This window comes from Sphingomonas adhaesiva, from assembly GCF_002374855.1.
Lineage (GTDB): Bacteria > Pseudomonadota > Alphaproteobacteria > Sphingomonadales > Sphingomonadaceae > Sphingomonas > Sphingomonas adhaesiva.
In genome coordinates this window covers 425,320-438,783 of the sequence record NZ_NWVC01000001.1, presented here as the reverse complement: position 1 = coordinate 438,783, position 13,464 = coordinate 425,320, and the positions used below count along the sequence as shown (strand labels likewise).

General features: G+C 66.3%; 13 protein-coding genes. 10 read left to right on the top strand and 3 right to left on the bottom strand.

All coding sequences use genetic code 11. The features are described from left to right. Window positions 1-23 precede the first annotated feature (23 nt). The gene (locus tag COA07_RS02220) at window positions 24-1,457 is read right to left on the bottom strand and encodes an aldehyde dehydrogenase family protein (protein ID WP_066707880.1); all 1,434 of its coding nucleotides are present in this window, start codon (window positions 1,455-1,457) and stop codon (window positions 24-26) included. 201 nt (window positions 1,458-1,658) lie between these two features. Between COA07_RS02220 and COA07_RS02215 the strand changes: the two genes are divergently transcribed. The 5 genes from COA07_RS02215 to COA07_RS02195 are packed head-to-tail and all read left to right on the top strand — an operon-like array spanning window position 1,659 to window position 7,312. Then, entirely contained in the window at window positions 1,659-3,926 is a 2,268-nt protein-coding gene (locus COA07_RS02215; RefSeq protein WP_066707882.1) for a TonB-dependent receptor, read from the top strand. A gap of 2 nt (window positions 3,927-3,928) precedes the next feature. Then, on the top strand, window positions 3,929-4,360 hold the full coding sequence (locus tag COA07_RS02210; protein WP_066707885.1) for a GFA family protein: 432 nt from the start codon (window positions 3,929-3,931) through the stop codon (window positions 4,358-4,360). Continuing rightward, window positions 4,357-5,157, top strand: a complete 801-nt coding sequence (locus tag COA07_RS02205) for an SDR family NAD(P)-dependent oxidoreductase (protein WP_211280936.1) — start codon at window positions 4,357-4,359, stop codon at window positions 5,155-5,157. The genes COA07_RS02210 and COA07_RS02205 overlap by 4 nt, the downstream gene beginning before the upstream one ends. A 40-nt stretch (window positions 5,158-5,197) precedes the next feature. Continuing rightward, the gene (locus COA07_RS02200) at window positions 5,198-6,427 is read left to right on the top strand and encodes a cytochrome P450 (RefSeq protein WP_066707888.1); all 1,230 of its coding nucleotides are present in this window, start codon (window positions 5,198-5,200) and stop codon (window positions 6,425-6,427) included. A 15-nt stretch (window positions 6,428-6,442) separates the two neighbouring features. Further along, window positions 6,443-7,312 (top strand): helix-turn-helix domain-containing protein, encoded by an 870-nt coding sequence (locus COA07_RS02195; protein WP_066707899.1) that lies wholly within the window; start codon window positions 6,443-6,445, stop codon window positions 7,310-7,312. Between the two features lie 41 nt (window positions 7,313-7,353). Here the strand turns inward: COA07_RS02195 and COA07_RS18510 are convergent, their stop codons facing one another. Continuing rightward, entirely contained in the window at window positions 7,354-7,572 is a 219-nt protein-coding gene (locus COA07_RS18510) for an AMP-binding enzyme (protein ID WP_245841952.1), read from the bottom strand. Between the two features lie 204 nt (window positions 7,573-7,776). Then, window positions 7,777-8,409 carry a TetR/AcrR family transcriptional regulator gene (locus tag COA07_RS02185; protein WP_066707904.1) on the bottom strand — a complete coding sequence of 211 codons (633 nt, stop codon included), beginning with the start codon at window positions 8,407-8,409 and terminating at the stop codon, window positions 7,777-7,779. 69 nt (window positions 8,410-8,478) lie between these two features. Between COA07_RS02185 and COA07_RS02180 the strand changes: the two genes are divergently transcribed. From COA07_RS02180 to COA07_RS02160, 5 genes are read left to right on the top strand one after another with little or no spacing between them, the layout of a single operon-like run. Further along, window positions 8,479-9,606, top strand: coding sequence for an acyl-CoA dehydrogenase family protein (locus COA07_RS02180; protein WP_066707906.1), 1,128 nt, complete (start codon window positions 8,479-8,481; stop codon window positions 9,604-9,606). A gap of 31 nt (window positions 9,607-9,637) precedes the next feature. Continuing rightward, a complete protein-coding gene (locus tag COA07_RS02175; protein ID WP_066707907.1) occupies window positions 9,638-10,399 on the top strand; it encodes an SDR family NAD(P)-dependent oxidoreductase in 762 nt (253 codons plus the stop codon). After that, on the top strand, window positions 10,396-11,553 hold the full coding sequence (locus COA07_RS02170) for an acyl-CoA dehydrogenase family protein (protein WP_066707908.1): 1,158 nt from the start codon (window positions 10,396-10,398) through the stop codon (window positions 11,551-11,553). The genes COA07_RS02175 and COA07_RS02170 overlap by 4 nt, the downstream gene beginning before the upstream one ends. Continuing rightward, window positions 11,550-12,326, top strand: coding sequence for an enoyl-CoA hydratase-related protein (locus tag COA07_RS02165; protein WP_066707910.1), 777 nt, complete (start codon window positions 11,550-11,552; stop codon window positions 12,324-12,326). Before COA07_RS02170 ends, COA07_RS02165 begins: the two co-directional genes overlap by 4 nt. After that, on the top strand, window positions 12,323-13,405 hold the full coding sequence (locus COA07_RS02160) for a phosphotransferase (RefSeq protein ID WP_066707926.1): 1,083 nt from the start codon (window positions 12,323-12,325) through the stop codon (window positions 13,403-13,405). The genes COA07_RS02165 and COA07_RS02160 overlap by 4 nt, the downstream gene beginning before the upstream one ends. Window positions 13,406-13,464 lie beyond the last annotated feature (59 nt).

Genomic DNA, 13,464 nt, shown 5'->3' with positions numbered 1-13,464 from the left:
CCGACGGAAAACCGTAGCCGGGCTTATCCCGTCGTCCCCGCCTGGTGTCGGCGGACGAGCGTCTTCACGTTCGTGTATTCGAGCAGCCCCTCAAGACCGCCTTCGGCGCCGACACCCGATTGCTTTACACCGCCGAAAGCAGCAAGCGGGGTCAGGTGCTGCGTCTCGTTCACCCAGACGGTGCCGCTGGCGATTCGCTCCGCAACCGCAAAGGCGGCCTCTTCGTCGTTGCCCCACACCGATGCGCCGAGGCCATAATCGCTGGCATTGGCCCGCGCGACCGCGTCGTCCACGTCGCGGAACTTCAGGAGCGGCAGGACGGGGCCAAACTGTTCCTCCTGCACGATCAAGCTGTCCTCGGGCGGATTATCGAGGATCGTGACGGGGATGAAATAGCCCGGAGCGTTGCTCGTCTCGCCGCCGGTCAGGAAGGTATAGCCACGTTCCTTCGCGTCGCGGATGAGGTCAAGCACGCGCTCATATTGCGGGCGATTGTTGATCGGGCCGAGCCGCGTGCCCTGCTCCGCCCCGTCGCCCACCTTCACCGTAGCGGCATAGGCGACCAATGCTTCCTTCAGCGCGTCGTAGATATCCTCATGAACATACATCCGCTTGGTCGCGATGCAGACCTGGCCGTTGTTCGCGAACGCGGCCCAGAACAATTTCTCCGCCACCGCCGCGACATCGGCGTCGGGCAGCACGATCGCCGGGTCGTTACCGCCCAGCTCCAGCGTCACGCGCTTCAGCGTCGCCGATGCACTCTGCATCACCCGCCGGCCCGTCGCGGTCGATCCGGTGAAGCTGACCTTGTCGATGCCGGGATGCTCGGTCAGCCATGGCCCCAGCGCATCGCCACCGCTCACGACGTTCAGCACGCCCGGCGGCAGAATCGTCGCGGCCAGCTCGCCGAATTTCAGCGTGGTCAGCGGCGTGAACGGCGAGGGTTTCAGCACCATCGTATTGCCCGCCAACAGTGCCGGCCCGACCTTGAACATCGCCAGCACCATCGGGAAGTTCCACGGCGCGATGGCACCGACGACGCCCAGCGGCACATGGCGCGTCTCGCTGTAGCGTTCGGCCGAATCCTCGTTGACGGTTACCGGCAGTTCGAGCGTCGCCGCGCCCTTCAGCCATAGCCCGGATCCCATGATCTCGCCCTCGGCGTCGGCATGCGGCTTGCCCTGTTCGGCGGTCAGCAGCCGCTTCAAGCCCTCGACCTCCGCAAGCACGGCGTCGCCCAACTTGACGATCAGCGCCCGGCGCTCGTCGATCGGCGTCGCGGCCCAGCCGGGGAAGGCAGCCCGTGCGGCCGCGACCGCCTCATCGAGCTGCGCACGCGAACAGTCGGGTGCCTGGGCAATCACCGACTCGGTCGCCGGGTTCAGCACATCGAAGGTGGCGTCACCGGCCACCGCCCGGCCGCCGATCGTCATCGCAAATGGGGTGTCGAAATTCATGTCGCTCTCCTGATCGCGCGGCTTCCCCCAAGGGGCAACGTCTCTCTGCCTTTGATACCAGAGCGCATACCGACGGCGCAGCGGTGCGCAAGAAACATCAAAAAGCAGCGCAAACCGGTGCAACGATCCCACGCCCACCTTGCGATACATCATCGGCACTGAGGGGCCGCGACAGAGCCTCCGGGATCAAGGAGAGGGCCCATGAAGGCTTGCATCACCGCCGCACTATTCGCTGGCGCCTCGTTTACATTTCCTGCGCTTGCCCACGCGCAAGCCGCCGATCCGCAGGCCGCCCCGACCACACCGACGACCGACGCCGCGCCAAGTGAGACACCGCCCGACGGCGACATCATCGTCACTGCGCAGCGCCGCGAACAGTCGATCCTGTCGGTGCCGATCGCCATCTCCGCGATCGGCGCCAACACCCTGGAATCAAAAGGCATCACAAATTCGGCAAATCTTGCCGCAGCGGTGCCGAACCTGCAGGTCAGCAGTCCGTACGGATCGACCCAGCCGAACTTCTCACTGCGCGGGATCAGCGTCGCGAACGAGTATAATTCGAATCAGGCGTCGCCGATTGGCGTCTATGTCGACGACGTATACCTCGCCAGCCGCACCGCGCACGGCATGGGGCTGTTCGATCTGGAGCGCGTCGAGGTGCTGCGCGGTCCGCAGGGGACGCTGTTCGGCCGCAACACCACCGGCGGCGCGATCAACTTCATCACCAAGTCACCGAAGCTGCAGGGCAACGAAGGCTATGCCGAGGCCGGCTACGGCAATTTTAACACCGTCACCGCGCAAGGCGCGATCGAGACGACGATGGTCGAGGACCAGCTGGGCCTGCGCGTCGCCGCCAATTACGCGAAGGGTGACGGGCAGATCCGGAACGTCTTCCCCGGCGGGCGCGATCCCAATTCGCAGGATACGTTGCAGGGGCGCGCGACGCTGCGCATCCGCCCCGGCGGCGGACCGCTCGATATCAAGATCAAGGCATATGGCGGCCGCGACCGCGGCACGCAGGCGGCGGTCCACGGGCTTCAGCAGTTCCGCACCGGCCTCGGCTTCTTCGAGGTCAACGAGAACCGCATTGGGCTGAACCGTACCGAGGCCTACGGCGTCTCCGCAACGGTCGCCTACGAACTGTCGCCGACCGTGACGCTGACCTCGATCACCTCGCGCGACGGCGGGCGGCAGAACCTGCAACAGGCGTCGGACGGTTCGCCCCTCGATGTGCTCAATATCAACTGGCAGTCCCGGTTCCAGCAGTTCAGCGAGGAGGCCCGCTTCAACTATGCCGGCGACCGGCTCACGCTGGTCGGCGGCGGCTTCTACGGGTGGGATGAGGTCGTCACCGACAACAACTTCAAGATCGGCAGCATGCTCGGCGCGGGCGTCGACGGAGGCTTCTTCCAGCACTATCGCCAGGTGCGGCGGTCCTATGCCGTTTTCGCTCAAGGCGATTACGACCTGACGGACCGGCTCACCCTGACGCTCGGCGCGCGCTATACATGGGACCGCAGCCAGTATCGCGACGGCTATGCCTATCTCTTCGCTGGTGGGGTCGGCGGGCCGGAGACGCCACTGGCGACCACCGTCCCCTGCCCCGGCGTGCCCGGCACCTGCGCCTACGATCCCAGCGCCCGCTTCAACCTGGACGGGCAGAACAACGCCCTGACCGGCCGCGCGTCGCTGGCCTATACGTTCGAGGGCGGGACCTTGGTCTATGCCAGCTACAATCGCGGCTATCGCTCGGGCGCGTTCAACGGCGGCGGCTATACCTCGTCGGCGGGGATCAACTATATCGCGCCGGAGCGCGTCAACGCCTATGAAGTCGGTCTGAAGGGGCGGTACTTCGACAATGCCCTAACGCTCAGCGCGGCCGGTTTCTACTACGATTACAGCAACCAGCAGGTACAGGACACGCGCCCGGGCCCGGTGTCGTTCCTGGTCAATGCGCCGAAGGCGGAAGTATATGGCGCCGAGGCGGAGGCACGGCTCAGGCTGTCCCCGGCGCTGACCCTGAACGCCGCGGCCGGGTATCTGCATGCAACCTACAAGTCGCTGACGTTGCAGAACACCGTGCTCGACGGCAACGACCTGCCGTTCGCGCCGCGCTTCACCGCGCAGGGCGGGTTCGACCTGTCGTTGTTCAAGAACGGAAACGACGGTCTGACGATCTCGCCCAACGTCGCCTATTTCTCGCGGCAGTACTTCTCGCCGTTCAACGATATCAACGCCGCCGGAGCCGGGCAGATGAACAGCGAGCTGCAACAGCCCGGCTATGCCAAGGTGAACTTGGCCGCGGCACTGACGACCGGGCGCTTCACCTTCAAGGCATTCGCCAACAACCTGTTCAACGCCCGAGTCTATGCCTATGGCCTCGACCTGCGTGGGGCAGGCTTCCCGTATAATTTCCTCGTTCCCTCCACGCCGCGCACATACGGCGGCTCGGTCCGGGTGGCGTTCTGACGATGGCCGCGAACGAATTGCGACGTGAGGGCGGCTGCCTGTGCGGCGCGATACGCTACACGGTCACCGGAGCACCGTTGCTGTCGGCGGTCTGTCATTGCCGCCATTGCCAGCGACAGGGCGGGAGCGCCTTCTCCGTCGTCTGCGCCGTCGCCGCATCGCAATACGAACAGCGCGGCGAAACCCGGGTGTTCCAGGATCGCGGCGACAGCGGCCAGGCCGTCCACCGTCATTTCTGCGATACATGCGGTTCGCCGATCGTGTCGATCGCCGACGTGCTTCCGGACCTGACGATCGTGAAGGCCGGCACGTTCGACGACCCTGGCTTCATCGTCCCGACGCAGGAAGCCTATTGTCGCGACGCATGGGCGTTCGTGCCGCCGTTTTCTGGCACCGAACGCTTTTCCGGAACCAATATCGGAGAATCCCGGTGACCCCCGCTCCTTTCTCGCTTGACGGAAAACTGGCCCTCGTGACCGGGGCCGGTTCCGGTATCGGTGCCGAAACCGCCCGACAGTTCGCCGCCCTGGGCGCGCGCGTGCTGGCCGCCGACATCGATCCCGACACCGCCGCGGCGACGGTCAACGCGATTGGCGGCGGCGCCGAGGCGGTGGCGCTGGACGTGGCCAGTGCGGACGACTGGTCGCGGGTCTATAGCACGATCGAGCGCGATCACGGTCGGCTCCACGTCCTGGTGAACAACGCCGGGATCATGATGTCGGCAAGGTTCGAGGCGGCACCCCTCGCCACGCTCCACCGGCAACAGGCGATCAACGTCGACAGCCTCTATGCCGGAATGCAGGGCGCGCTTCCGCTTCTGCGCGCGGCCCGCGCGGCGGGGGCGGAAACCACGGCCATCATCAACGTCTCGTCCGTATACGGCATGGTCGCCGGTGCGCAGTTCGCGGCCTACAGCGCCACCAAGGGCGCGGTGCGCGGCCTGTCGCGGGCGGTCGCCTACGAGTTGGCAAAGGAAGGAATCCGCGTCAACACCGTCCTGCCCGGACCCGTCGCGACCAATTTGGGGGCGGACTGGGAACCGCCGGTCGATGCCGAGGGCAAGCTGATCCCGCCAGAGGTGGCGCTCGCCGCCTGGGCCAGCCTGATCCCGATGGGCCGTCTGGGCGAACCCCGTGATATCGCACCCCTGATCGCCTTCCTCGCCAGCGACGCGGCACGCTTCGTGACCGGTGCCGAATTCGTCGCCGACGGCGGCTATACCGCCGCCTGACCTCCCTTGAGTTCTGCCCCTCTCTGATCGGTGTGAAACAATGGCCACGACCCCGATGACCGACCTGAAGAACCCGGCACTCTATGAATCCGGCGTACCTTGGGACCTCTTCGCCGAGCTGCGCCGCAGCGATCCGGTCCACTGGAACCCGGAGAATGATGGCGCGGGCTTCTGGTCGCTGATGCGCCACGCCGATATCGTCGAGGTGTCGCGCCAGCCCGCGCTCTTCTCCTCCGCGTACGAGAACGGCGGCCACCGCATCTTCAACGAGAACGAGGTCGGGCTGACCGGCGCAGGTGAATCCGCGATTGGGATTCCCTTCATCTCGCGCGATCCGCCGATCCACACCCGCTATCGCAAGTTCGTCATGCCCGCGCTGTCGCCCGCGCGGCTCGGCGATATCGAGACCCGCATACGGGAGCGGGTCGCCCGGCTGATAGCGGAAATTCCGCTGGGCGAGCCGGTCAACCTCGTGCCGCTGCTCTCCGCGCCACTCCCACTGATGACGCTGGCCGAGTTGCTCGGCGTGTCGATCGACTTGTGGCCTAGCCTCTACGACTGGACCAATGCCTTCGTCGGAGAGGACGACCCCGAGTTCCGCCAGAGCCCGGAGGCGATGGCGGCGACGCTGGGCGAGTTCTTCGCGTTCGGACGGGAATTGTTCGACGCGCGCCGGGCCGATCCAACCGGCGACATCGCCTCGCTGCTCGCCAATGCCGAGATCGATGGGGAGCCGGTGCCGTTCCGCGACTTCATCGGCAATCTGATCCTAGTGCTGGTCGGCGGTAACGAGACGACGCGCAATTCGCTGAGCCACAGCGTCGCGGCCTTTTCCGCCAATCCCGACCAATGGCAGGCGATCCGTGCCGACCGCGACGTCCTGAAGACCGCCGCGCCCGAGATGGTCCGCCATGCCAGCCCGGTCATGCATATGCGCCGCACCGCGATGCAGGACACGGAGATTGGCGGGAGGCGTATCGCAAAGGGGGACAAGGTGGTGATGTGGTACATCGCCGCGAACCGCGACGAGAGCGTGTTTCCCGACGCAGACAGCTTTGACGTCCGTCGCAAGGGGGCACAGCATGTCGGCTTCGGCGCGGGGCAGCACGTCTGCGTCGGGTCGCGGCTGGCCGAGATGCAGTTGCGCATCGCGTTCGACATGCTTGCCGAACGTGTTACATCCTTCGAGGTGCAAGCGCCGCCGCGACGGTTCCGGTCGAACTTCATCAACGGCCTGAAGACCCTCGACGTCATCCTGCGGCCGGCCTGAGAGAGGAACGCCGTGATGGACGCCGCCACGACCACATGGACCAATGAAGACATCATCTCCGACGCGATCGGGCGCGGCGCGGATATGGCGCTGGGGTCGGGCAAGGATGGCTGGTGCCTGTCGCGGTGGCGACAGTTTGTCGGCAGCTACGATCTGCCCGCGCTGCCCGATCCGACCTTCGTCGTCCATATCGCGGGCAAGAAGGTGAAGACGTGGCAGCGCGACGGGTGGAGCGAGAATCCCTCCATCCCCGGCTGCGCGACGATCGTCCCTGCCGGGCAACCGACCGGATGGCTGGTCGACGGCGAGCTGGACGTGGTGACGCTCAGCATTTCGTCGGGCGAGTTGAAGGCCACCGCCGCGCGCGATCAGTTCAGCCGGATGCGCTTCGCCTTCACCGATCCGCTAGGCGTCGCGCTGACGCGGCAGGTGCTGGGCGAACTCTATTCGCCGCAGACCGACGAGCGGACCGTCTATGTCGGCGCACTCGTCAATGCGTTGAAGGCGCATATGCTGCGTGGAGCGATAGGCGCGACCGCTCCTGCCTTCCCGACCGCCGATTTCTCCGCCTACCGCATCCACAATGTCATGAATGCGATCCTGAAAAACCCGGAGGGCGATCACAGCCTGGAGGCGATGGCGGCCGACGCGGGGCTGACGTCGTCGCATTTCTGCCGCGTCTTCAAGAAGGCGACCGGCACCACGCCGCACCAATATGTGATGAAGGCACGGCTGGACCGCGCGCAGGACCTCCTTACCTCGTCCGACCTGTCGATCGCAACGATCGCCGACCAGCTCGGCTTTACCAGCCAGAGCCATTTCACCCGCGCCTTCCGACAATATTCGGGCCAGACGCCGAGCGGCTGGCGACAGACCGTCCAATAAGGGCAAAGATGCCGACCATCGCCGCCGCCTGACGTTTCTGGTCAGGTGACGTAGCGGTCGGGGAGCTTGCGCTTCACCAGCTTGCCGGTCGGCTCGCGCGGCAGATCGGTCACGAAGTCTACCCGGTTCGGGGGCTCCACGCCGCCAAGCTCACGCCGTGCGAAGGCGCGCAATTCCTCAGCCAGCGCCGCGTCGGCGACGACGCCCGGCGCGGGCTGCACCACGGCCAGCACCATCTCATCCATTTCACGCGCTCGCATTCGAGCGCTCGTCGAGATCACGGTAGCTGAGTCGGTCTCCACCCTCCGCCATGACGACCGCCGCCTTGTTCGGGCGCCGGGCGGCATGTTCAGCCGGATGCATTTGTCCTCTCCGTCGTCCTTTGCAAGGAAAGGAACCATGCCCGCGGCATCGCGGCAATTATGCCGCAAGAGATGTCGAGATCCGCGCGCCGCGAACAAGGGTTAGCGTGGCGCAATCCCGGCGATCAACATCGCGACCATCCGCTCTGCGACTTCTGTCGCACGCAGCGCGCCGCCCGGCGCGAACCAGCGGGCGGGCCAGTTCAGCGCCCCCGCCAGCGTGAAAGCGAGGAGCTTCGGATCGTCCTCGACGACCGATCCGTCGGCGATCGCTTCCGCGATCAGACCGCGCAGCGCATCGTCGATCTCGCGCTTCAGGCTGCGAAAGCGCGCGGCGCTGTCAGGCGACATCGCTTCGTCGCCGGTGCGGATCACGCAGCGACCGAAATCGTCCATGTTGATCCGGGCGTAGCGGATGAGGAAATCCCGAAGCCGATCGATCCCCCGTCCCGGCTTCGCCGCTGCTTCCGCCGCCGCTTCGCGCAACTGTCCCAAGCCGATCGAGACACATTCGAACAGCACCTGATCCTTGTTGCCCAGGTGGTGGTAGATCGTCGGCTTCGACACGCCAAGGCTGGCGGCGACATCGTCGAGCGACGTGGCATGGAAGCCGCGTTCGTTGAACATCCTGACCGCCGCCAGCAGCAAGGCGTCGCGCTTCGCCGTGCGACTGGCGAGACGTTGTGCCCGATCGGGAAACGGCGATGGCGGCTCGGCGGTCGTCGTTCTTGCCATGGGAAAGCATTGACACCCGACCGACGGGAATGCAACCTACTCACCGGTAGTATCTATTCGGGACAGTAGATGACTCTCTCCGAGACCCAGATGGCGATCCGCGATTCGGTCCGCAGCTTCGCGCAGGAACGGGTGCGCCCCAACAGTACCGCTTATGAGGCGGCAGGCGGTTTTCCACCGCAGCTGTTCCGCGATCTGGCCGCAATGGGATTGATGGGAATGACCGCGCCCGGAGAATTGGGCGGCGCGGAGGCGGATTACGTTTCCTACGCCCTGGCACTGATCGAGCTTGCGGCGGCCGATGGCGCGCTGTCGACGATCGTGTCGATCCAGAACTCGATCATGGTGTCCGGGTTGCTGAAGGACGGATCGCCCGCACAACGCGAACGTTGGTTGCCCGCGCTGATTTCGGGCGAGACGATCGGGGCATTCGCGCTGACCGAAAGCGATGCCGGGTCCGATGCGGCGGCACTGCGCACCCGCGCGACGCGGGTGGCGGGCGGCTGGCGGATCGACGGTGCGAAACAGTTTATCACGTCGGGCCGGATCGCATCGGTGGCGATGGTGATCGCGATCACCGATCCGGCCGCCGGGCGCAAGGGCATGTCGGCCTTCCTCGTGCCGACCGACACGCCGGGCTATGGCATCGACAAGGTGGAGCACAAACTCGGGCAGGCCGCCTCCGACACCTGCGCGTTGCGCTTTGATGAGTGCGTGGTGCCCGACGACGCACTGCTGGGCGAGGAAGGGCGCGGCTATGCGATCGCGCTGTCCAATCTTGAGGCGGGACGGATCGGCATCGCCGCGCAGTCGGTCGGCATGGCGCAGGCGGCGCTGGAGATCGCGATCGGCTATGCGCGTGAGAGGCAGAGCTTCGGCAAGCCGATCATCGAGCATCAAGCGGTCGGCTTCCGGCTGGCCGACCTTGCCACGCGGCTGGAAGCCGCGCGGCTGATGGTTCTGCACGCCGCCGCGCTTAAGGATGCCGGACAACCGGCGTTGCAGGCCGCGTCGATGGCCAAGCTGTTCGCCTCCGAAACTGCCGAGGCGGTCGTGTCCGGCGCGATCCAGACGCTCGGCGGCTACGGCTATCTGGAAGAATACGGGCTGGCCAAGATCTACCGCGATGTGCGGGTCTGCCAGATTTACGAGGGCACGTCGGACATCCAGCGGATGGTGATCGCGCGCGGCCTCTGACGGCAAAAATACAGATCGGAGAGAATAGGATATGCAAATCGAAGGCATGGCGGCCATCGTCACCGGCGGCGCGTCGGGACTGGGTGGCGGCACCGCGAAGCGGCTCGCGGCAGCAGGGGCGAAGGTCACGATCTTCGACCTGAACGCCGAACTGGGCGAGGCGCTTGCCGCAGAGATCGGCGGTCGTTGCGTGCGCGTCGATGTGACCGACGAAGCGGCGGTGGCCGACGCCATCGCCGAAGCGGAAGCCGTCAACGGCAAGGCACGCATCCTCGTCAATTGTGCCGGAATCGGCCCGCCCGCGAAGGTGATCGACCGCGAGGGCCAACCGCTGCCGCTCGCATCGTTCGCGAAGATCGTGAACATCAATCTGCTCGGCACGTTCAACGTCCTGTCGAAATTCGCCGCCGCCCTGCACACGGCAGAACCCATTGGCGAAGAACGAGGGATCATCGTCAACACCGCATCGGTCGCCGCTTACGACGGGCAGATCGGGCAGGCTGCCTATGCCGCGTCGAAGGGTGGCGTGGTCGGCATGACGCTGCCGATCGCGCGCGAACTGGCGCGGTTCGGAATCCGGGTGATGACGATCGCGCCGGGCATCTTCTGGACGCCGTTGCTCGCAACCTTGCCGCAGGAGGCACAGGATAGCCTGGGCAAGCAGGTGCCGTTCCCGTCACGGCTTGGTCAGCCGGACGAATATGCTCGGCTTGTCGAAGCGATCGTGACCAATCCGATGCTGAACGGCGAGACGATCCGGCTCGACGGCGCAATCCGTATGGCGCCGCGATGAGCGCGCGGGCGCAGGACATCGGAGCGCGTGTGGCAACGTTCGTGCGCGAGGAGATCGTGCCGTACGAGCGCGATCCGCGCCGTACCGCGCACGGCCCGAGTGACGAAATGGTGTCGGAAATGCGCGGAAGGGCACGTGCCCGAGGCGTGTTGACACCGCACATTCTCGCCGACGGCACGCATCTGACGCAACGCGAGACCGCATACGTCCTGCGGCAGTCCGGCCTCTCCCCGCTCGGGCCGGTGGCGGTCAACACCGCCGCGCCGGACGAAGGCAATATGTACCTGCTCGGCAAGGTCGGCACGCCGGAGCAGAAGCGTCGCTTCCTGGAACCGCTTGTGGGGGGCAGAGCGCGCTCGGCGTTTTTCATGACCGAACCTGCGACCGAGGGCGGTGCAGGGTCGGACCCCTCGATGATGCAGACGACCGCGACGCTCGACGGCAATCACTGGGTGGTGAACGGGCGCAAGGCGTTCATCACCGGCGCGCAGGGTGCAGCGGTCGGAATCGTCATGGCGAAGTCGGAAGACGGCGCCTGCATGTTCTTGGTCGATCTGCCCGATCCGGCCATCACGATCGAGCAGGTGCTGGACACGATCGACTCGTCGATGCCCGGTGGCCATGCGGTGGTGCGGATCGAGAACCTGCGCATCCCCGCCGATCAGATGCTTGGCCACAGCGGCGAGGGGTTCAAATATGCCCAGATCCGCCTCGCCCCCGCGCGGCTGTCACATTGCATGCGCTGGCTGGGGGCGTGCGTGCGCGCCAACGAGATCGCGACCGATTATGCCAACCGCCGCCACGCCTTCGGCAAGCCACTGATTGACCATGAAGGCGTCGGCTTCATGCTGGCGGATAATCTGATCGACCTGAAACAGGCCGAACTGATGATCGACTGGTGCGCCGACGTGCTGGACGCGGGCGAGCCAGGCGGTGTGGAAAGCTCGATGACCAAGGTCGCGGTGTCGGAGGCGCTGATGCGCGTCGCGGATCGCTGTGTACAGGTGATGGGCGGGACGGGCGTCACCGGCGACACGATCGTCGAGCAGGTGTTCCGCGAAGTGCGCGCCTTCCGCATCTACGACGGCCCGACCGAGGTCCACAAATGGAGCCTCGCCAAGAAGATCAGGCGCGACTGGAAGGCGATGCAATGAGCCACGGGCATATCAAGATCGCGCGCGAAGGGCGGCTGACGATCATCACCATCGACCGGCCCGCGGCGCATAATGCGTTGAACGCCGCCGCGCACGAGGAACTGGCCGCCGCATTCGACGCCTTCGCCGCCGATCCCGACCAATGGGTCGCGATCATCACCGGCGCAGGCGAGAAGGCGTTTTGCGCCGGGCACGATTTGAAGCAGCAGGCATCGGGCGGTGGGATGGCGACCCCGGCGTCTGGCTTTGCCGGGCTGACGTCGCGGTTCGACATGGCCAAGCCGATGATCGCGGCGGTCAACGGCGTGGCGATGGGCGGCGGATTCGAGATCGTGCTGGCGTGCGACATCGTGGTGGCGGACGCCCGCGCGGTGTTCGCGCTGCCCGAGCCGAAGGTCGGGCTGGCGGCGCTGGCGGGCGGGTTGCAGCGCCTGCCGCGCACGATCGGATTGAAGCGGGCGATGGGGATGATGCTGACCGGGCGACGGGTTAGCGCCGAGGAGGGCGAGCGGCTGGGCTTCGTCAACGAAGTGGTCGCGGGCGATGTGCTGGCGGCGGCACGGCGCTGGGCCGGAGATATATTGGCGTGCAGCCCGATGTCGGTACGCGCGACCAAGGAGGCGGTGCTGCGCGGGCTCGACACGCCGGTCGAGCGCTTCCTGACCGAGCAATGGGACTATCCCGCGATCGCGGCGATGATGGGGTCGCAGGATGCGGTCGAAGGACCGGCGGCCTTTGCCGATAAGCGCGCTCCCGCATGGAGCGGGCGATGACCGCCACCACTACCGGGGCGCTGAGCCAGTCCGCCAATGCGGGCACCACGCCGGTGCGCGATGCGCATCGCTTCGACGAAGCCGCTCTCGCGCGCTGGATGGCGGCGAACGTCGCGGGCTTCGCGGGGCCGCTGACGGTGGAGCAGTTCAAGGGCGGGCAGTCCAACCCGACCTATCGGCTGACGACCCCCGGAACGGCTTACGTGCTGCGCCGCAAGCCGCCGGGGCCGCTGCTGAAGGGGGCGCATGACGTATTGCGCGAGGCACGCATACTAACCGCGCTGGCGCAGACCGACGTGCCGGTCGCACCGGTCCACGGCATCTGCGCCGACGAGGGCGTGATCGGAACGCCGTTCTTCGTGATGGGATTGGTCGAGGGACGCATTTTCTGGGACGCAACGTTCCCGGATGTGCCGCGAGCGCGCCGCGCGGCCTGTTTCGACGCGATGAACGCGACGCTCGCAGCGCTGCACCGAGTCGATTATGAAGCTGTCGGGCTGGGCGATTACGGCCGCCCCGGCAACTATTTCGCGCGCCAGATCGCGCGCTGGTCGACGCAATATCGCGATGATGCGGACGCCGGGCGCGACCCGGACATGGATGCGCTCGTCGAATGGCTGCCGGCGCATATCCCCGCCGACGACGAGGCGCGGATCGTCCACGGCGATTTCCGCTGCGACAATCTGATCTTCCACCCCACCGAGCCGCGCGTGCTGGCGGTGCTCGACTGGGAATTGTCGACGCTGGGCCACCCGCTCGCTGACTTCGCCTATCACGCGGTGATGTACCGGATGCCGCCCGACATCGTCGCCGGGCTGGCGGGCGCGGACCTCGCAGCGCTCGGCATCCCCGGCGAGCAGGATTATATCGCCGCCTATTGCGCGCGCACCGGGCGTGCGTCGATCCCGAACTATGACTTCTATATCGCGTTCAACTTCTTCCGCCTGGCCGCGATCTTCCACGGCATCAAGGGCCGCGTGATCCGCGGCACCGCCGCCTCCGCCCATGCCCGCGACCGCGCCGCCAGCTTCCCACGCCTCGCCCGCCTCGCCCGCGAAGCGATGGAGGCGTGCCGATGAGCGGGGTCAGACTTTCATCGCGATGGCACGGCCGCGTGGCTGACGCTCGACCGGCACGA